The organism is Citrobacter freundii complex sp. CFNIH9, assembly GCF_002903305.1.
Taxonomy (GTDB): Bacteria; Pseudomonadota; Gammaproteobacteria; order Enterobacterales; family Enterobacteriaceae; genus Citrobacter; species Citrobacter portucalensis.
Genome location: NZ_CP026238.1, coordinates 1,869,046 through 1,886,817 on the forward strand (window position 1 = coordinate 1,869,046; position 17,772 = coordinate 1,886,817).

Here is a 17,772-nt window from a genome sequence, read left to right on the forward strand (position 1 = left end):
AAATCATACAAATTATAGTATCGCATTGATTTTAAATCAGTTAATTAATGGTTGTTGAGTTTTAGATTTCTAATGAATTCTAAAATCCTTGTCTCAATTTACGTTGGTCAATTTTAGATGGAAAAAAATGACCTTTGTCACGACTTGTACCGATGTCTATCTCGACGTTGTACTGAGAGGCCCTGATATCGTGCAAAATGCACTTTCTCAGTGACTGCATAGAAATTCATTACTGATAGCAAAATAAAAATAAAAGCCAGACCTGAAGCGGTGTTATTCACTGTTAATTAGTACTTTGGTGTGAATCCGGATATAAAAATACCACTCGCGGGTGAGTTATTTAAAATGTTTCCACAGACATACTCTTCATCGTAACGTGGCGTTAACAAATGTAAGTCATGTTAACAACAATTTGAGTGGTAATTAATTTAACTTCATGTACGACCAGGTCCAGGGTGACAACATGAAAAACAAGTTGTTATTTATGATGTTTACAATACTGGGTGTGCCTGGGATTGCATCCGCAACCAGTTATGATTTAGCTAATTCAGAATATAACTTTGCGGTAAATGAATTAAGTAAGTCTTCATTTAATCAGGCAGCCATTATTGGTCAGGTTGGTACTGCTAATAGTGCAAATACTCGCCAGGAGGGCACCAAGTTATTGTCGGTCATTTCGCAAGAAGGTTCAGGTAACCGGGCGAAAACAGATCAGACGGGATCAAATAACTTTGCATATATTGATCAAACGGGTAGCTCTAATGATGCGAGTATTAAACAAAGCTCTTACGGTAATACGGCGATGATTATCCAGAAAGGCTCTGGTAATAAAGCCAATATTACCCAGTACGGTACACAAAAAACAGCAGTTGTGGTGCAGAGACAGTCGCAAATGGCAATTCGCGTTACTCAACGCTAATCCATAAACGACGTTTAAATCAATCCGATGGGGGTTTACCATGAAACTTTTAAAAGTGGCAGCATTCGCAGCAATCGTAGTTTCTGGCAGTGCTCTGGCAGGTGTTGTTCCGCAATGGGGCGGTAATCATCATGGTGGCGGTAGCAACTATGGCCCAGACTCTTCAATGAGTATTTACCAATTTGGCTCTAGTAACGTTGCGAATGCGCTGCAAAGTGATGCACGTAAATCAGACGTGACTATCACACAACACGGACATGGTAACGGTGCGACCGTCGGCCAGGGTGCTGATGACAGTACCATTAGCCTGAAACAGACCGGCTTCCAGAACAGTGCTGATATCAATCAGTGGAATGCAAAAAATGCTGATATCAGCGTAACTCAGTTCGGTGGTCGTAACGGTGCTGTGGTTAATCAGACAGCGTCTGACTCCAATGTGCTGATTCAGCAGGTTGGTTATGGCAACAATGCTACAGCTAACCAGCACTAATTCAGTTTTCTGACTGATAATAAACAGGGCGAAAGCCCTGTTTTTTTTCGGGAGAATATTATGCACACGCTATTACTCATTGCCGCGTTGGCAAATCAAATAACATTCAATACAACTCAGCAAGGTGACATGTACACCATTATTCCTCAGGTGACATTAGCTCAACCGTGCGTATGTGAAGTGCAAGTCCTTGCCGTACGTAAAGGAAAGGGCGGACAAAGTCAGTCACAGCAGAAAACAAGCCTTTCGGTCCCTGCTAATCGGCCAATTGAATTAACAAAAATGAGCTTTAATATTTCACTGGAGGATTCGGTCAAAATTATCGTTACCGTTTCTGACGGGCAGTCTCTGCATCTGTCGCAACAATGGCCTGACTCAAACAGTCACCCATAATTTTTTGCCGGATTTGCATTAAGGGTGTGGCTGGGAGTGCAGTGCTGTTCTATGAATATAGAAACGAACAAACGTTTTATTTGATCGTAACTCGCAGCGGTGAAGGATCATTGCGATCCCTCAAGGATGATTAATCATTGAGGAACCCTTATGTGTACATTATTAAAGCGTATTTTAAATACCGGTTTGTGGGCTTTTTCTCTTTTAACCCTCCCCGCAATGGCGACGCAAATCTTACCCGGCGGGGTTATTCATTTTCGCGGTGCAATAGTTGAAGCACCTTGCGACGTTAACACTCGACAACAACAGATTGAATTGTCATGTATGCGTGATGGCACGATGAGTAATAGTCTCTACGACCTGCAACAGGTCACGACAGCGCCTCAGAGTGTGGAACAAATTGCCACGGTGAAAATGCATTACCTCAATGAACAGAAAAGCATGGCTATTCTGAATATTGAATATAAATGAATCATTCTGGCGTAGGTATGCACGCTTATGGCTAAAAAGTGAGATTTCAAGGAAAACCCTGCTGTACACTTAACGGAGAGTGTTTTGTCAGGGGGAACTTATGCAATCGCGTGTTCATGTGTTACAGGGCGACATTACGACGATCGCGGTAGATGTGATCGTCAATGCGGCCAACTCCTCGTTACTGGGAGGAGGTGGAGTCGATGGCGCGATTCATCGTGCTGCCGGGCCTGCGTTGTTGGAGGCCTGCAAACAGGTTATACAACAACAGGGAGAATGCCCGACCGGGCATGCCGTTATCACGCTGGCTGGAGCGCTTCCGGCAAAAGCAGTTATTCACACCGTAGGACCCGTCTGGCAAGGCGGTGATCACCACGAGGCTGAACGACTTGAAGAGGCCTATCTAAATACATTGCAACTGGCCTTAGCCAATGGTTATCAATCCATTGCTTTTCCTGCTATAAGCACCGGAGCCTATGGTTACCCACGTGCTGCAGCGGCAGAGATCGCGGTGAAAACGGTGTTGAAATTTATCACCCGACGTACGCTTCCCGATCAAATATACTTCGTGTGCTTTGATGAAGAAAACGCTCGACTATACAAGAGATTACTTACCCAACAAGGCGATGAACGCACGGACTGATATGACGCGACTTGAGCGTGCCATCACGCCGCTATGCGTAAACCACCCGGGAGAATGCGGCATTCTGACGTTGGATGACAGCCTGGATGCGTTTGCTGCTCGCTATCGGTTGACGGAAATGGCGGAACGTACCCTGGATGTTCAGTATTACATCTGGGAAAGCGACATGTCCGGGCTATTGTTATTTTCCGTTTTGCTGGCCGCAGCGAAGCGGGGCGTCCGGGTGCGTTTGTTGCTGGATGATAACAACACACCAGGTCTGGATGACACGCTGCGTTTGCTGGACAATCACCCTAATATTGAAGTTCGCCTGTTTAATCCCTTTTCCTTTCGCATCCTGCGTGCCCTGGGCTATTTAACCGATTTTGCCCGGTTGAATCGACGTATGCACAACAAAAGTTATACCGCTGACGGCGTCGTAACTCTTGTGGGGGGGCGAAATATAGGCGATGCCTATTTTGGCGCAGGCGAACAACCACTGTTTTCCGATCTGGACGTTATGGCAATTGGACCGGTTGTCCAGGATGTTGCAGACGACTTTGAGCGTTACTGGCACTGCCGCTCGGTTTCAACATTGCAAAACGTACTTGAGGTGGCTGAACCAGCTTCTACGCAAAAAATCGAACTTCCTGAATCCTGGTATAACGATGACATCACGCGTCGCTATCTACATAAGCTGGAAACCAGCCAGTTTATGACCCATCTCGATCAGAGGTCGCTGCCGCTAATTTGGGCGAAAACGCGCTTGTTGAGTGATGATCCTGCAAAAGGAGAGGGGAAAGCGCCGCGCCACTCACTATTACCGCAGCGTTTGTTTGATGTGATGGGATCTCCGACCGAGCGTATTGATATTATTTCCGCCTACTTTGTACCAACCCGCGCCGGTGTGGCGCAGCTCCTGAGACTGGTGAGAAAAGGCGTTAAGATCGCAATTTTAACTAATTCTCTGGCAGCGAATGATGTCGCAGTCGTTCACGCGGGCTATGCGCGTTGGCGAAAAAAACTCCTGCGCTACGGCGTGGAGTTATACGAGCTCAAACCAACCCGCGATCGCGTTTCAGCAGTACACGACCGGGGATTAACCGGTAATTCAGGCTCCAGCCTGCATGCGAAAACCTTCAGTATTGACGGTCGTAAAGTGTTTATCGGATCGCTTAATTTTGATCCCCGTTCAACGCTGCTCAATACGGAAATGGGGTTTGTGATTGAGAGTGAAGTACTGGCTGAGTTGATTCATAAACGTTTTATGCAAAGTCAGCGTGATATGGCCTGGCAACTACGTCTTGACCGTTGGGGCAGAATTAACTGGGTTGATCGGCTTTCTGGCAGCGAACAGGTACTGAAAAAAGAACCCGCTACAGGATTCTGGAAGCGGGTTCTGGTGAGGCTTGCATCTGTGCTGCCCATTGAATGGTTGCTCTGAACCATTCAATACAAGAAAACTAACCGGCAACCGCCTTGTTTTTATCCTGCTTAATGGGCGGTTTACCCGAAAAGAGAAACTTCAGCACCGGGATCCGTAAATGGATTTCGTACAGTATGACCGCAATTCCAACCACAAAAAGCAGACCGCAGAGAAAACCCAGCAGATTCGACTTGATATGCGGTGTGATATACGCGCCAAAAAACAGCGTTAACGGGTGGTGCACCAAATAGATGAACAGCGACGCGTTGACAAAATAGGTCACGCGAGCCGACTGGAAATTCAGTAAACGGTGGCCAAGCGAAAAGACGACATTCACCATCCATAGCCCCATGATCATGGTAATGACATATTCGGTTTCATACATCCAGGCATCGCCGTTGCCGTAACGTTGATTGAGCAGGTATGCGACAAATGCGAATGCGGCACCTAGCGTGCAGCCGCGCGATGGCGTGGTAAACAGTGCTTTCAGATTCGGATTGATAAACGCCAGCGCACCGAGCATAAAGAAAGGCACATAGAACAGCGTTTGCATAACGATAAAATTAAACATGCCATCGCTGAGAATCGAAGGGTAGAGGATGAAAATCGTTCTTCTGACGGCGGCATAGCCGACACCCAACAATATAAAAATCAGCGTTAATTTGGTCATTGATACCCCCGATGCAGGGGTACCGTCTCCACGCGATAGTCTGTTTTTCATCTGGGTAAACACCCACATGCTCAGGGTCGTTAACACCACCAGAACCAGTAAAAACCACAGATGGGAAATCAGCTCCCAGGCCAGCGCATTGTATTTGTCATAGCCGCTGAGGGTATGCCAGCTGTCTGCTTTCCCTTTCACGTATTGCAGCATGATAAATTGCGGCAGCGTAAGCAGCGGAATCGCGGTCAGCATGGGGATCCCCACGCGTTCTACACGCACCTTCCACCAGCGTTTTAACGGATAGCGCAAAAAAAGCATGTAGGAAAAATAACCTGAAATGACAAAGAAGACCTGCATGCGAAATGCATGGATAAAGTCGTTAAAAAGGGTTAACCACCATGACGGTTCTGCGCTGTTCACGTGCCAGGTGTGGGTGGAGTAGATCAATGAAATATGGAATGGGATCCCTAACAACATTAGCCAGGCACGGATGGAGTCAAGAAAATATTCACGTGGTGGTGATACAGAGCTCATAGACAGTTACGTATTCTCAGACTTTTCGTCTTATCCCTAAGACGAATAATGGTTACATTCGAGGGCAACCCTACACGAAGTCCAACAACCTGTCTCCAGGATAAGCACGCAAAGTGAAAACAGGCAGATGAACCTGCTTAAACCATGAGCCAGCGCGCGAACAATACAGGGATTCAGTTGTCGGAGTACCCGATTATCCATTAAAATGGATCGGATCAATATAAGCACACAAAGGGGGAAGTGCTTACTAATTATGAAACATAAACTACAAATGATGAAAATGCGTTGGTTGGGTGCAGCAGTCATGTTAACGCTGTATACATCATCGAGCTGGGCGTTCAGTATTGATGATGTTGCAAAACAAGCTCAATCCTTAGCCGGGAAAGGCTATGAGGCGCTAAAAAGTAACTTGCCCTCCGTTTTCCGCGACATGAAATATGCGGATTATCAACAGATCCAGTTCAATCGCGATAAAGCGTACTGGAGCAATCTCAAGACCCCATTTAAGCTCGAGTTCTACCACCAGGGTATGTACTTCGACACGCCGGTCAAAATCAACGAAGTTACCGCCACGGCGGTGAAAAGAATCAAATACAGCCCGGATTATTTTAATTTTGGCGATGTTCAGCATGATAAAGACACGGTAAAAGATCTCGGCTTCGCCGGGTTCAAAGTGCTGTATCCGATCAACAGCAAAGATAAAAACGATGAAATCGTCAGCATGCTCGGTGCCAGCTATTTTCGCGTTCTGGGTGCAGGTCAGGTCTACGGCCTGTCAGCGCGTGGCCTCGCGATTGATACCGCTCTGCCTTCTGGTGAAGAATTTCCCCGCTTCCGTGAGTTTTGGATCGAGCGTCCGAAACCGACTGATAAACGTTTAACCATTTATGCTTTGTTGGATTCTCCGCGTGCAACCGGAGCGTATCGTTTTGTCATTATTCCAGGCCGTGACACGGTCGTGGATGTTCAGTCCAAAGTTTACCTGCGCGACAAAGTGGGCAAACTGGGTGTGGCACCGTTAACCAGTATGTTCCTGTTTGGACCGAACCAGCCGTCTCCGGCGACAAACTATCGTCCGGAACTGCATGATTCTAACGGTTTGTCTATCCACGCGGGCAATGGGGAGTGGATTTGGCGTCCGCTGAATAACCCGAAACATCTCGCGGTGAGCAGCTTCGCAATGGAAAACCCGCAAGGATTCGGACTGTTGCAGCGTGGCCGTCAGTTCTCGCGTTTTGAAGATATCGACGATCGTTACGATCTGCGCCCAAGCGCCTGGATCACGCCAAAAGGTGAATGGGGTAAAGGTAAGATTGAGTTAGTTGAAATCCCAACTAACGATGAAACGAACGATAACATCGTTGCGTACTGGACGCCGGATCAACTGCCTGAAGCGGGCAAAGAGATGAACTTCAAGTACACTTTGACGTTCACGCGTGATGAGGACAAGCTTCATGCGCCGGAAAGCGCCTGGGTACAGCAGACTCGTCGTTCTACCGGTGATGTAAAACAGTCCAACCTGATTCGTCAGCCTGACGGTACCATCGCGTTTGTGGTGGACTTTACCGGCACAGATATGAAAAAGCTGCCGCAGGATACCCCGGTTACCGCACAAACCAGTATTGGCGACAACGGTGAAATCGTTGAAAGCACTGTGCGCTATAACCCGGTATCTAAGGGTTGGCGTTTGATGCTGCGCGTGAAAGTGAAAGACGTGAAGAAAACCACTGAAATGCGTGCTGCCTTGGTCAATGCCGATCAGACGCTGAGTGAAACCTGGAGCTACCAGTTACCTGCCAATGAATAAGACAACTGAGTATATTGACGCAATGCCGCTTTCGGATATCGAGAAAGCGGCACTGCCGAAAACTGACATCCGCGCCGTTCATCAGGCGTTGGATGCCGAGCATCGTACTTACTCGCGCGAAGATGATTCACCGCAGGGTTCTGTGAAAGCTCGCCTTGAGCAAGCATGGCCGGATTCTTTGGCTAAAGAGCAGTTGGTTAAGGACGATGAGGGCCGCGATCAGCTGCAGGCGATGCCAAAAGCAACGCGTACCTCTATGTTCCCCGATCCCTGGCGTACCAACCCGGTTGGTCGTTTTTGGGATCGCTTGCGTGGGCGCGATGTGACGCCGCGTTATCTTTCGCGTTTGACGAAAGAAGAACAGGAAAGCGAGCAAAAATGGCGTACCGTAGGCACCATCCGCCGCTATACGCTGTTGATTCTAACGCTAGCGCAAACGGTCGTAGCAACCTGGTATATGAAGACGATCCTCCCGTATCAGGGGTGGGCATTTATTAATCCGGTAGACATGATGGGACAGAACTTGTGGGTCTCCTTTATGCAACTGCTGCCCTACATGCTGCAAACCGGAATTCTCATTTTGTTTGCCGTGCTTTTCTGTTGGGTGTCTGCGGGATTCTGGACCGCGCTGATGGGCTTCCTGCAACTGTTGATTGGACGAGATAAGTACAGTATCTCGGCCTCAACGGTCGGGGACGAACCGCTGAATCCCGAACACCGTACCGCGCTGATTATGCCTATCTGTAACGAGGACGTTGACCGCGTATTTGCGGGACTTCGCGCCACGTGGGAATCGGTCAAAGCAACGGGCAACGCCGAACATTTCGATGTTTATATCCTGAGCGACAGCTACAATCCTGATATCTGCGTAGCAGAACAAAAAGCGTGGATGGAGCTGATTGCTGAGGTGCAGGGCGAAGGACAGATTTTCTACCGCCGTCGTCGTCGTCGCGTGAAGCGTAAAAGCGGCAACATTGATGACTTTTGTCGTCGCTGGGGAAATCAGTACAGCTACATGGTGGTGCTGGACGCTGACTCAGTGATGAGTGGTGACTGTCTGAGCGGCCTGGTGCGTCTGATGGAAGCGAATCCGAATGCCGGGATTATCCAGTCTTCACCGAAGGCTTCCGGTATGGATACGCTGTATGCGCGCTGCCAGCAATTTGCGACCCGTGTTTATGGACCGCTGTTTACCGCCGGGCTTCACTTCTGGCAGTTAGGGGAATCACATTACTGGGGCCACAACGCAATTATCCGCGTGAAGCCATTTATCGAGCACTGTGCGCTCGCGCCGTTACCGGGCGAAGGCTCGTTTGCGGGATCGATCCTCTCCCATGACTTCGTGGAAGCGGCATTGATGCGTCGTGCTGGCTGGGGTGTGTGGATTGCTTACGATCTGCCGGGATCTTATGAAGAGCTGCCGCCGAACCTGCTGGATGAACTCAAGCGCGACCGCCGCTGGTGCCACGGTAACCTGATGAACTTCCGTTTGTTCCTGGTGAAAGGGATGCACCCGGTTCACCGTGCGGTGTTCCTGACCGGTGTAATGTCCTATCTATCTGCGCCGCTTTGGTTTATGTTCCTCGCGCTCTCTACCGCATTGCAGGTGGTGCATGCGTTGACGGAGCCGCAGTACTTCCTGCAACCGCGTCAGTTGTTCCCGGTTTGGCCGCAGTGGCGACCTGAACTGGCGATCGCGCTGTTTGCTTCAACGATGGTGCTGCTGTTCCTGCCGAAGCTGCTGAGTATTTTGCTCATCTGGTGTAAAGGGACGAAAGAGTACGGCGGGTTTATCCGCGTCACGCTGTCGCTACTGTTGGAAGTTCTGTTCTCCGTGTTGCTGGCGCCGGTGCGTATGCTGTTCCACACCGTCTTCGTTGTAAGCGCTTTCCTCGGTTGGGAAGTTGTGTGGAATTCACCGCAGCGTGATGACGATTCGACCCCGTGGGGTGAAGCGTTTATGCGTCACGGTTCTCAGTTACTGCTGGGGCTGGTGTGGGCTGTGGGTATGGCCTGGCTGGATCTGCGTTTTCTGTTCTGGCTGGCACCGATTGTCTTCTCGCTGATCCTGTCACCGTTTGTTTCCGTGATTTCCAGCCGTTCCACGGTGGGGTTACGTACCAAGCGCTGGAAGCTGTTCCTGATCCCGGAAGAGTATTCTCCGCCGCAGGTGCTGGTGGATACCGATACCTATCTGGTGATGAACCGTAAACGTACGCTGGACGATGGCTTTATGCATGCGGTGTTTAATCCGTCGTTTAACGCACTGGCCACGGCCATGGCGACTGCACGCCACCGCGCCAGCAACGTGCTGGAGATTGCACGCGATCGTCATGTGGAACAGGCACTGAACGAAACGCCGGAGAAACTGAATCGCGATCGCCGCCTGGTGTTGTTGAGCGATCCGGTGACCATGGCGCGTTTACATTACCGTGTCTGGAATTCACCTGATAAGTATTCTTCGTGGGTGAACTACTATCAGGGACTGACACTGAACCCGCTGGCGCTCAGGAAAAAATAAGCGTTCTGTAACGTGAAAATACCGGCCTGGTGCCGGTATTTTTTTATATTGAATAGAATGAGTCGTGAGGTAGCAGGTGCGAATATTGGCTGTAGGAATAATGATCTTCTTCCTGAGCGGATGCGGCAGCATTATTAGTCGTACCATCCCAGGGCAAGGACACGGAAACCAATACTATCCTGGCGTGCAATGGGATGTTAGGGACTCCGCATGGCGCTACGTCACTATCCTCGATCTGCCATTTTCGCTGGTGTTTGATACGTTGCTGCTGCCGCTCGACATACATCATGGACCTTACGAGTAATTATCGCTCATCCCATTCATCGGCTGCGGTCTGTCCCTCTTCAGTATCAAGGGGAGGTTCCAGCTGGAATTCACCTTCATCCCATTCGTGAAGCGTATTTTCTTCCTGCCACTCCTGGCGGATTTCAATTTCATCATAGTCGCCATCAAAAACGCTCTGGGCCGCTTCTCCGCTCAGGATTGGAAGACATTCACCATCTACATCATCCTCGTCAGCAAAGAATTCCGCCTGCCACATAATGTCGCCATCCTGTAGCACGTATTTTTGGACGCTTAGCTGTTGAACGCTGGCGTCGTCTGACTCAAGGTCAGGGTTATCAGCCAGAAACACTTCACGAGCTGCATCAATGGCCTCTTCCAACGTGGCATAAAAACTCATGTCATTCTTTGCCATATTTCTTCTCCTAAGGCGAACAATAAAGGGGGATGATTCAATCTATAGACGGCGATCCGCAGAGCGTCAAACCCGTTAGCTGCATGGCTCACTCAATCAGATGATTACTGCCTGCAATGCCTACGAGACTGGGGGAAAGTAACTTCGGTTGTTTATGAAAAAATTTACATTGGCAGATACTGAAGCCGACGTAATATCAGGAAAAAAATTCAAGAAAAAATAGTAATGTATGTGATTTGCAATGTAGTAATGAAAATCAAAAAATTAAAAAATGACGTTATATAAGGAAATCTTCAGGGTTGAACGTTATTTTTTATGTGTTTTAGAGAGGGAATCCGATCGCTTATGACGTAATATTTCATAACTTAATAAAAACAAAGAAGAAAATTAATGCCCAATACGGAAGTGTCGCAGGTGCAATCAATGAAAGTGGCTAAACTTAGTGGTGTCTCTGGTAGTGACAAAGTATCTTTTGTGTATGAGGGCTGTGAATGGTGTGAGTGATACTAAAATAGTATACATAATAAAATGTTATTAATGACAAAGGTTATAAATCTATAAGAAACCATTAAATAAGAAATGAATTAGTGTCATTGAATCTGTGCAGATATAATAGTTTGCAAAATCTTATGCTTTATTATATAAAATGCAAAATTAAGAGAGCCCTTAAGGTTGTTATGGATAACGGCAATTCAAATAATAGAAGGTTAATGGCTTTCTATATAATCTGTTTGGCTAGCTATGTTCTTGGTGGAGTGTGTCTTACACAATTTAAATTAACGATACAAAGTGTGCCGCAAACAGTATATCTGATTATAATTGTAGGGTTATTCTTTTTATATGGGATAATCTTCCTGTTTATGTTATTCCAGTATCTTTGTAGAAAAGATCTCACCTGCCTTATGATATTAGGTATGGCGTTTCTTGGGAATAACATATTTTTTATCGAGACTATCTACATCGTTCAGGACTTGATTAATGATTATGCCTCAATCGAAAAAAGAACTAACGATATAGCCATATTCTATTACTTTCGGCAGATTAGTTTCATTGCTCTGCTATTTGTTTCATTAAAATCTTATAAAGTATCCTCGACAGTTATTGAAACCAAAGAAAGAGAACCTTGCTATATCGTTCTGTCTTTTTTAATCATGCTTGTTATCGCGGTGGTGGCGCACGCTCTGGCCAGTTACAACCCTAATTTTACACTCGAGATCACAAGCCTGAAGCCTGATAATGTCACCGTGCACTGGCATATTGGGTACATTTATTCGCTTATTGTATCCTGGGGACTGGTCCTGTTGTATTTAATCATTAAAACCAGAACGCATAACATCTTGTGGAAAAGTATAGGGCTACTGTGTTGCTCAGCAATATTGACCAATGTACTACTTCTGAGCCTGGATGAATATAGCATGTATATTTGGTATGTAAGCCGGGGGATTGAGGTGATAAGTGCCCTGTGTATAATCTCAATACTGATGTACAACACCTTCATCATCTTAAAAAAAGAAACGGATTCAGCTATTAAAGACGCAATGACTAAAATATATAATCGTAAACTATTCTATAAGTCATTAAAATCATCATTAGCAAAAGGCACAGTATGTGTAATGGTTCTGGATATTGATAAATTCAAACGGATTAATGATACTTACGGTCATCAGGAAGGTGACAGAGTGATAATCAGCATTGTCGATATTGTCAATAAATCAATCAGAGATACGGATATTTTTGCCAGAGTAGGCGGTGAAGAATTTGCGATCCTTCTTAAGTGTAACGATAAAGATGAGGCAATTGTTGTTGCAGAGCGAATTAGGCGAAATGTAGAGAATGGTACGACAATACCAAATTCGTATGAGTTAAAAGAAAAAATGACTATAAGTATCGGTGTATATTGCAGTAAAATTGATGATGAATCAGCGGATAAAGTTGTTTCATACGCCGATGCCGCATTGTATGAAGCCAAAAATTCTGGCAGAAATAAGGTGTGTTACTATTATCATTAAGGTTGAAATATACGCCGTGTAAGATAAGTTTATTATTCCGAACCGGCGAATACAAATACACAAATCATCCCACGACCTCTGTACTCCGACGACGGCGCAGGCTATTCCACGAGTACAGGGCGTTAAACAGTACGACGCCCGCGGTCACACAGAAAACGGCACGAAAACCGTAGTTGGCGGATATCGCTGCCCCCATTAGAGGTCCTGTTACGTTACCGATATCGCGAAATGACTGGTTATAACTGAAAATACGTCCAGCTATTTGATTGGTCGAGTTGTAAACCAGCAGCGTTTGTACCGCCGGGAGCAGAGCGCCGTCGGCCGCACCCAATAAAAAGCGCAGAACACCAAGCTGCAAGGGCGTATGGACAAATGACATTGGAATAAGCAGTAACACAGAAACGATCAGCGCGACGATCAGGATCTTCTCCGGGCCAATTCGATCGCCTAATTTGCCAAGTTTCGGGGCGCTGATTAATGCCGCAACGCCGGGGACAGAGGCTATCATCCCACTGATAAACGCAATATTGCTGACGTTGCCAGCCAACTCTCGAACGTACAGAGTCAGTATTGGCGCGATAGAACCGGTGGCTACCTGAATGATCAAAGTGGTGATAAACAGGCTCAGCACCAGTTTGGGGTTCTTTAAAGAGGCCACGACTTCACGAATGTGCAGCATCTCCTTCTTGCTCACCGGCTGGAAACGCTCGCGGATAAAAAATAGCGTCAGGATGAAGCAGACCAGCAGCACGCTGGCGGTGATGAAAAATACAGGGCGTAATCCGTACTGATCCGCGAGGAGGCCGCCAGCTAGCGGCCCGAGCAGTGCGCCACTAACGCCACCGGTTGAAAGCGTTCCCAGTGCCCAGCCGCTTTTATTGCGTGGAACCTGGGTGGCGATCAGTGCATTCGCATTGGGGATGAATCCACCAAGCAGCCCTAACAAGGCGCGCAGGATTAAGAACTGCCAGATATTTTGCGCCAGTCCCATCAGCAGCATCACAATTGCCATGCCCAACGCGGAACGCAGCAGCATGATTTTTCGTCCTTTGCGATCGGCAAGGCCACCCCAGAAAGGAGAAGCAATGGCTGAAAAGAGAAAGGTGATGCTGAAGACCAGGCCTGACCACATATTCAGGGCGCTATGACCCGTGACGCCGAGACTCTCGACGTAAAGAGGCAAAAAGGGCATGACCAGGCTAAATGCTGCTCCGGTTAAAAAACAACCTAACCAGGCAACGGTGAGGTTGCGTTTCCAGTTTATGGGGGCATCTGAGGGTGACATAGCGATCCGCAGTGTGATGCGCTGTTTGCGCTATCGATTGAATATAAGTAAGCAGGCTAATTATGCGCCTGGTTGATAGTTGCTGCAATGCGGATAGCAGTTAAACCTAAAACGGGTAGGGAGCGGGTTGCAGCCCACTGGGCTGCAACTCTGCGTCAGTACAGAGAAGGGGAGCCTTCAGGACGCGTCTTGAAGCGACGATGCAACCACATATACTGCTCTGGCGCCATCATGATGCATTGCTCAACAATTTTGTTCATCCACGCAGCTGTAGTCTCTGCGTCGTCCAACGGTGGTGAACATTCTGGAGGCAACATAATCAATTGATACCCTTTACCGTCAGGTTTGCGGCGGGGAACAAACGGTACCAGGCAGGCATTGGACATGCGTGAAAGCATCCAGGTCCCTGAGGTTGTTGCGGCTTGTTCAACGGCAAAAAGTGGTACAAACACGCTGGCGCGAGGGCCGTAATCATGATCCGGCGCGTACCAGACCACTTCGCCCTTTTTCAAGGCTTTAATCATCCCTTTCAGGTCTTTACGATCGAGCATTGATTTATTCGAGCGCATGCGGCCCCAGGTTTGTAGCCAGTCCAGCAGCGGATTGTCGTTAGGCCGATACACACCAATACCCGGCTCCTGCAAGCCAAACTGGCGCGCACCCAGTTCCAGAGTCAGAAAATGCAGACCCACTAACAGAATCCCGCGTTTTTGCGCCTGAACGTCACGGATATGTTCCATTCCGATCACTTCCGTCCAGCGCGAAATACGCTTATCGGGCCAAAACCAGGCCATCCCGGTTTCCATTACGCCCATACCTACGGATTCGAAGTTCTTGACGACCATCTGCTGGCGTTCCTGCTCACTCATCTGCGGGAAGCACAGTTCCAGATTTCGGGAAACAATTTTTGCCCGACGTTTCATCAAACGTAGCGCTAGTCGACCTAACGCACAGCCCAACTTAAAGAGGATGGGGTAGGGTAACTGCACGATTAACCAAAGGATGCCAATACCCAGCCAGGTTAACCAATAACGTGGATGCAGTAACGCAGCCGAAAACTTGGGTAAATTCGTCATGTCTATCCTGTCTTCAAACGACCAATTCCCTGTATTGTCGCATTTTTTCGCGCGTATCAAAAATTTGTGACGGGAGAACGGTGATTAATTCCGCAATTGTTGTTGCGATTTTATCGTGAAGTATGAAATGTAGCGTAAAATGTGTGGATGTAAATTGGCGATGTTTGCTTTATTATGCCGCCGATTTTCATTTATTCCTTATTTGCAGGATACGTACACCATGCCAGTGTTACACAACCGCATTTCGAACGACGCCCTCAAAGCCAAAATGCTGGCCGAGACCGAGCCGCGCACGACGATCTCATTCTATAAATATTTCACCATTGCCAATCCTCAGCACACGCGTGATGCGCTGTACCAGATGTTCACCGCATTGAACGTCTTCGGGCGAGTATATCTTGCCCATGAAGGAATTAACGCGCAAATCAGCGTACCGCAAAGCAACGTCGAGGCATTTCGCCAGCAACTCTATGCGTTTGATGCTGCATTGAAGGATTTACGTCTGAATATTGCGCTGGATGATGACGGTAAATCGTTCTGGGTACTGCGTATGAAAGTCCGCGAACGTATCGTGGCGGATGGTATTGACGATCCAGACTTTGACGCCAGCAACGTGGGGGATTATCTCAAGGCGGCAGAAGTAAATGCCATGCTGGACGATCCTGAAGCGGTATTCATTGATATGCGCAACCACTATGAATATGAGGTGGGTCATTTCGAGAATGCGCTGGAGATCCCGGCAGACACGTTCCGCGACCAGTTGCCGAAAGCTGTTGAAATGATGCAGGCGCATAAAGATAAAAAAATCGTGATGTACTGCACGGGTGGGATCCGCTGTGAGAAAGCCAGCGCCTGGATGAAACACAATGGATTTAGCAAAGTCTGGCACATTGAGGGCGGTATTATTGAGTATGCCCGCAAGGCGCGTGAACAGGGACTCCCGGTACGTTTTGTCGGTAAAAACTTTGTCTTTGATGAGCGTATGGGCGAAAGGATCTCTGAAGATGTTATCGCGCATTGCCATCAGTGCGGCACGGTGTGCGATAGCCATACTAATTGCAAAAATGATGGCTGCCATCTGTTGTTTATTCAGTGCCCGGCTTGTGCGCAGAAATATAAAGGCTGCTGTAGCGAGCTGTGTAGCGAAGAGAGTGAGTTGCCGGAAGAGGAACAACGGCGTCGTCGTGCGGGACGTGAAAATGGCAATAAAATCTTCAATAAATCACGCGGTCACCTGAATACCAAACTGGGTATTCCAGACCCTGCGAAATAACATGATGCCGGATGAGGGGCAGAACCTCATCCGGTAATTCATGCGTTACTTCTGCTGAACACCTTCCACTGAGATGATCAAATCGACTTCCTGCGATGCAGGTCCGAGATCGGTGGTGATGTTGAAATCCTTCAGCTTAATCTTACCTTGCGCTTCAAAACCAGCGCGCGTACCGCCCCAGGGATCGCCACCCTGACCGATGAGCTTCGCGTCCAGCGTAACCGGTTTAGTAACGCCGTTCAGGGTCAAATTACCGGTGATATCCAGGTCATTCCCCTCTTTTTTCACGCTGGTGGAGCTGAAGGTAGCCTGCGGGAATTTTGCCACGTTAAGGAAATCTGCACTGCGCAGATGCTTGTCGCGTTCGGCGTGATTAGTGTCAACGCTGTTGGTGTTGATGGTTACGTTAACCTTATCGGCTGCGGGATTTTTCTCATCAAAGGTAAACGTACCGTCGAAATCTTTGAAAGTGCCGTACAGCCAGCTGTAACCCAGATGCTGAATACGGAAATTAACAAAGGCATGCTGTCCTTCCTTGTCAATTTTGTAATCTGCCGCCACGGCCGACCCGGTGGTGAATAAAAGAGAAGCGAGTGTAAGTCCCAGCAGGTTTTTTTTCATTTTAAGCTCCATAGTCAGATGACGATTTTCCCAACATGCGATTGAGGGTATCGTCGTTATCAATAAAGTGATGTTTCAGGGCCATCAGTCCGTGTAGTAGGGATAAAATCACCACGGTCCACGCAAGCCACAGGTGCAAGCTACCGGCGAGGTCGGCCTGGGAACCCGCATTGGCCAGGGTGGCGGGAATGTCGAACCAGCCAAAGACGCTTATCGCTTTGCCATCTGCGGTGGAAATCAGATATCCGCTGATGACTATTGAAAAGAGCAGCAAATAAAGTACGAGGTGACCCATTGCCGCGGCGATACGGGTTAAACGGGAGTAGCTTGCCAACGCAGCAGGCGGAGGGGAGAACAACCGCCAGATAACGCGGATAACCAGTCCCATCATGAGTAGGATGCCGATGCTTTTATGCAGTTCGGGGGCCTGGTGATACCAGCCATCATAGTAGCTAAGCGTGACCATCCATAACCCCAACGCAAACATGCCATATACAGCAATCGCAACCAGCCAATGTAATGTGGCTGACACTACGCCATAGCGCTGTGGAGTATTATTGAATTGCATAAGCACACCGATTGATATTTCAGAAGTGAATGAAAATGGCGTGTAAAAGACATTAATGCAACTAATAAATAACAATAGTGATGATATTTATTTTTTGTTCAATAAAGTTGACTGATTGTTGAGGTAATCATCAAGGGATTAGTGCGAAAATATGTGGCGGGGCTTAGTCTATGGGGTGTTGTGGTTTTTGTTATTGTTCAGTTTATTGCAATGAAAATTAAGCTAATCTCAATTTTTGTCAATTATTGTCAGCGCGCAGGAATTAGAAAAACATAATATATATTACATCCATAATGGCCAGCAGCGACCATAAAATAATGTAGAGCATAAGGTGCTCGCGAATATTATTAACCAGATAGTGAAAGATACGGCGCATTGACGTTATTCCTGTCATTA

General features: G+C 47.7%; 18 protein-coding genes. 11 read left to right on the forward strand and 7 right to left on the reverse strand.

Annotation, left to right across the window (positions count from 1 at the left end; genetic code table 11):
• The first annotated feature begins 463 nt into the window (after positions 1–463).
• The 6 genes from csgB to C2U43_RS09430 all read left to right on the forward strand — a co-directional run bounded on the left by csgB (position 464) and on the right by C2U43_RS09430 (position 4,339).
• A complete protein-coding gene (gene csgB / locus C2U43_RS09405) occupies positions 464–919 on the forward strand; it encodes a curli minor subunit CsgB (protein WP_032941802.1) in 456 nt (151 codons plus the stop codon).
• Positions 920–959: 40 nt separating this feature from the next.
• The gene (gene csgA, locus C2U43_RS09410) at positions 960–1,409 is read left to right on the forward strand and encodes a curli major subunit CsgA (RefSeq protein ID WP_008784338.1); all 450 of its coding nucleotides are present in this window, start codon (positions 960–962) and stop codon (positions 1,407–1,409) included.
• Positions 1,410–1,469: 60 nt separating this feature from the next.
• A complete protein-coding gene (csgC, locus tag C2U43_RS09415; RefSeq protein WP_103285008.1) occupies positions 1,470–1,802 on the forward strand; it encodes a curli assembly chaperone CsgC in 333 nt (110 codons plus the stop codon).
• 150 nt (positions 1,803–1,952) lie between these two features.
• Complete coding sequence (locus C2U43_RS09420) at positions 1,953–2,273, forward strand: type 1 fimbrial protein (protein ID WP_060682392.1); 321 nt, start codon at positions 1,953–1,955, stop codon at positions 2,271–2,273.
• Between the two features lie 100 nt (positions 2,274–2,373).
• Complete coding sequence (gene ymdB, locus C2U43_RS09425; RefSeq protein ID WP_003832103.1) at positions 2,374–2,916, forward strand: O-acetyl-ADP-ribose deacetylase; 543 nt, start codon at positions 2,374–2,376, stop codon at positions 2,914–2,916.
• A complete protein-coding gene (locus C2U43_RS09430) occupies positions 2,849–4,339 on the forward strand; it encodes a phospholipase D family protein (protein ID WP_442861427.1) in 1,491 nt (496 codons plus the stop codon). Before ymdB ends, C2U43_RS09430 begins: the two co-directional genes overlap by 68 nt.
• Before the next feature lie 19 nt (positions 4,340–4,358).
• On the opposite strand, the gene mdoC is transcribed toward C2U43_RS09430, so the two are convergent.
• A complete protein-coding gene (mdoC, locus tag C2U43_RS09435; protein WP_103285010.1) occupies positions 4,359–5,519 on the reverse strand; it encodes a glucans biosynthesis protein MdoC in 1,161 nt (386 codons plus the stop codon).
• Positions 5,520–5,790: 271 nt separating this feature from the next.
• Here mdoC and mdoG point away from each other — a divergent pair, with 271 nt between their 5' ends.
• The 3 genes from mdoG to C2U43_RS09450 all read left to right on the forward strand — a co-directional run bounded on the left by mdoG (position 5,791) and on the right by C2U43_RS09450 (position 10,151).
• Positions 5,791–7,326 carry a glucans biosynthesis protein MdoG gene (mdoG, locus tag C2U43_RS09440; RefSeq protein WP_103285977.1) on the forward strand — a complete coding sequence of 512 codons (1,536 nt, stop codon included), beginning with the start codon at positions 5,791–5,793 and terminating at the stop codon, positions 7,324–7,326.
• Positions 7,319–9,847, forward strand: a complete 2,529-nt coding sequence (gene mdoH / locus C2U43_RS09445) for a glucans biosynthesis glucosyltransferase MdoH (RefSeq protein WP_048235662.1) — start codon at positions 7,319–7,321, stop codon at positions 9,845–9,847. Before mdoG ends, mdoH begins: the two co-directional genes overlap by 8 nt.
• Before the next feature lie 76 nt (positions 9,848–9,923).
• Positions 9,924–10,151, forward strand: coding sequence for a YceK/YidQ family lipoprotein (locus C2U43_RS09450; RefSeq protein WP_003832117.1), 228 nt, complete (start codon positions 9,924–9,926; stop codon positions 10,149–10,151).
• Here the strand turns inward: C2U43_RS09450 and C2U43_RS09455 are convergent, their stop codons facing one another.
• The gene (locus tag C2U43_RS09455) at positions 10,152–10,529 is read right to left on the reverse strand and encodes a MysB family protein (RefSeq protein WP_103285978.1); all 378 of its coding nucleotides are present in this window, start codon (positions 10,527–10,529) and stop codon (positions 10,152–10,154) included.
• A 692-nt stretch (positions 10,530–11,221) separates the two neighbouring features.
• Here C2U43_RS09455 and C2U43_RS09460 point away from each other — a divergent pair.
• Positions 11,222–12,553 (forward strand): sensor domain-containing diguanylate cyclase, encoded by a 1,332-nt coding sequence (locus C2U43_RS09460; RefSeq protein ID WP_048236462.1) that lies wholly within the window; start codon positions 11,222–11,224, stop codon positions 12,551–12,553.
• A 64-nt stretch (positions 12,554–12,617) separates the two neighbouring features.
• Here C2U43_RS09460 and mdtG read toward each other — a convergent pair whose 3' ends face one another.
• Entirely contained in the window at positions 12,618–13,838 is a 1,221-nt protein-coding gene (gene mdtG / locus C2U43_RS09465; RefSeq protein ID WP_048235661.1) for a multidrug efflux MFS transporter MdtG, read from the reverse strand.
• Positions 13,839–13,993: 155 nt separating this feature from the next.
• Positions 13,994–14,914: a Kdo(2)-lipid IV(A) acyltransferase gene (locus C2U43_RS09470; RefSeq protein WP_103285011.1), complete on the reverse strand. Its 921-nt coding sequence runs from the start codon at positions 14,912–14,914 to the stop codon at positions 13,994–13,996.
• Between the two features lie 220 nt (positions 14,915–15,134).
• On the opposite strand from C2U43_RS09470, the gene trhO reads away from it, so the two are divergent.
• Positions 15,135–16,187, forward strand: a complete 1,053-nt coding sequence (gene trhO, locus C2U43_RS09475; RefSeq protein WP_103285012.1) for an oxygen-dependent tRNA uridine(34) hydroxylase TrhO — start codon at positions 15,135–15,137, stop codon at positions 16,185–16,187.
• Between the two features lie 45 nt (positions 16,188–16,232).
• On the opposite strand, the gene C2U43_RS09480 is transcribed toward trhO, so the two are convergent.
• The 3 genes from C2U43_RS09480 to C2U43_RS09490 all read right to left on the reverse strand — a co-directional run bounded on the left by C2U43_RS09480 (position 16,233) and on the right by C2U43_RS09490 (position 17,752).
• Positions 16,233–16,808, reverse strand: coding sequence for a YceI family protein (locus C2U43_RS09480; protein WP_003832130.1), 576 nt, complete (start codon positions 16,806–16,808; stop codon positions 16,233–16,235).
• Position 16,809: 1 nt separating this feature from the next.
• On the reverse strand, positions 16,810–17,376 hold the full coding sequence (locus tag C2U43_RS09485; protein ID WP_048235659.1) for a cytochrome b: 567 nt from the start codon (positions 17,374–17,376) through the stop codon (positions 16,810–16,812).
• Between the two features lie 262 nt (positions 17,377–17,638).
• Complete coding sequence (locus C2U43_RS09490; protein WP_003036148.1) at positions 17,639–17,752, reverse strand: YceO family protein; 114 nt, start codon at positions 17,750–17,752, stop codon at positions 17,639–17,641.
• Between the last annotated feature and the right edge of the window lie 20 nt (positions 17,753–17,772).

Bases quoted from the DNA above. Each gene is read 5' to 3' on its own strand.
- csgB (WP_032941802.1), top strand. From the start codon at position 464: ATGAAAAACAAGTTGTTATTTATGATGTTTACAATACTGGGTGTGCCT.
- csgA (WP_008784338.1), top strand. From the start codon at position 960: ATGAAACTTTTAAAAGTGGCAGCATTCGCAGCAATCGTAGTTTCTGGC.
- csgC (WP_103285008.1), top strand. From the start codon at position 1,470: ATGCACACGCTATTACTCATTGCCGCGTTGGCAAATCAAATAACATTC.
- C2U43_RS09420 (WP_060682392.1), top strand. From the start codon at position 1,953: ATGTGTACATTATTAAAGCGTATTTTAAATACCGGTTTGTGGGCTTTT.
- ymdB (WP_003832103.1), top strand. From the start codon at position 2,374: ATGCAATCGCGTGTTCATGTGTTACAGGGCGACATTACGACGATCGCG.
- mdoC (WP_103285010.1), bottom strand. From the start codon at position 5,519: ATGAGCTCTGTATCACCACCACGTGAATATTTTCTTGACTCCATCCGT.
- mdoG (WP_103285977.1), top strand. From the start codon at position 5,791: ATGATGAAAATGCGTTGGTTGGGTGCAGCAGTCATGTTAACGCTGTAT.
- mdoH (WP_048235662.1), top strand. From the start codon at position 7,319: ATGAATAAGACAACTGAGTATATTGACGCAATGCCGCTTTCGGATATC.
- C2U43_RS09455 (WP_103285978.1), bottom strand. From the start codon at position 10,529: ATGAGTTTTTATGCCACGTTGGAAGAGGCCATTGATGCAGCTCGTGAA.
- C2U43_RS09460 (WP_048236462.1), top strand. From the start codon at position 11,222: ATGGATAACGGCAATTCAAATAATAGAAGGTTAATGGCTTTCTATATA.
- mdtG (WP_048235661.1), bottom strand. From the start codon at position 13,838: ATGTCACCCTCAGATGCCCCCATAAACTGGAAACGCAACCTCACCGTT.
- C2U43_RS09470 (WP_103285011.1), bottom strand. From the start codon at position 14,914: ATGACGAATTTACCCAAGTTTTCGGCTGCGTTACTGCATCCACGTTAT.
- trhO (WP_103285012.1), top strand. From the start codon at position 15,135: ATGCCAGTGTTACACAACCGCATTTCGAACGACGCCCTCAAAGCCAAA.
- C2U43_RS09480 (WP_003832130.1), bottom strand. From the start codon at position 16,808: ATGAAAAAAAACCTGCTGGGACTTACACTCGCTTCTCTTTTATTCACC.
- C2U43_RS09485 (WP_048235659.1), bottom strand. From the start codon at position 17,376: ATGCAATTCAATAATACTCCACAGCGCTATGGCGTAGTGTCAGCCACA.
- C2U43_RS09490 (WP_003036148.1), bottom strand. From the start codon at position 17,752: ATGCGCCGTATCTTTCACTATCTGGTTAATAATATTCGCGAGCACCTT.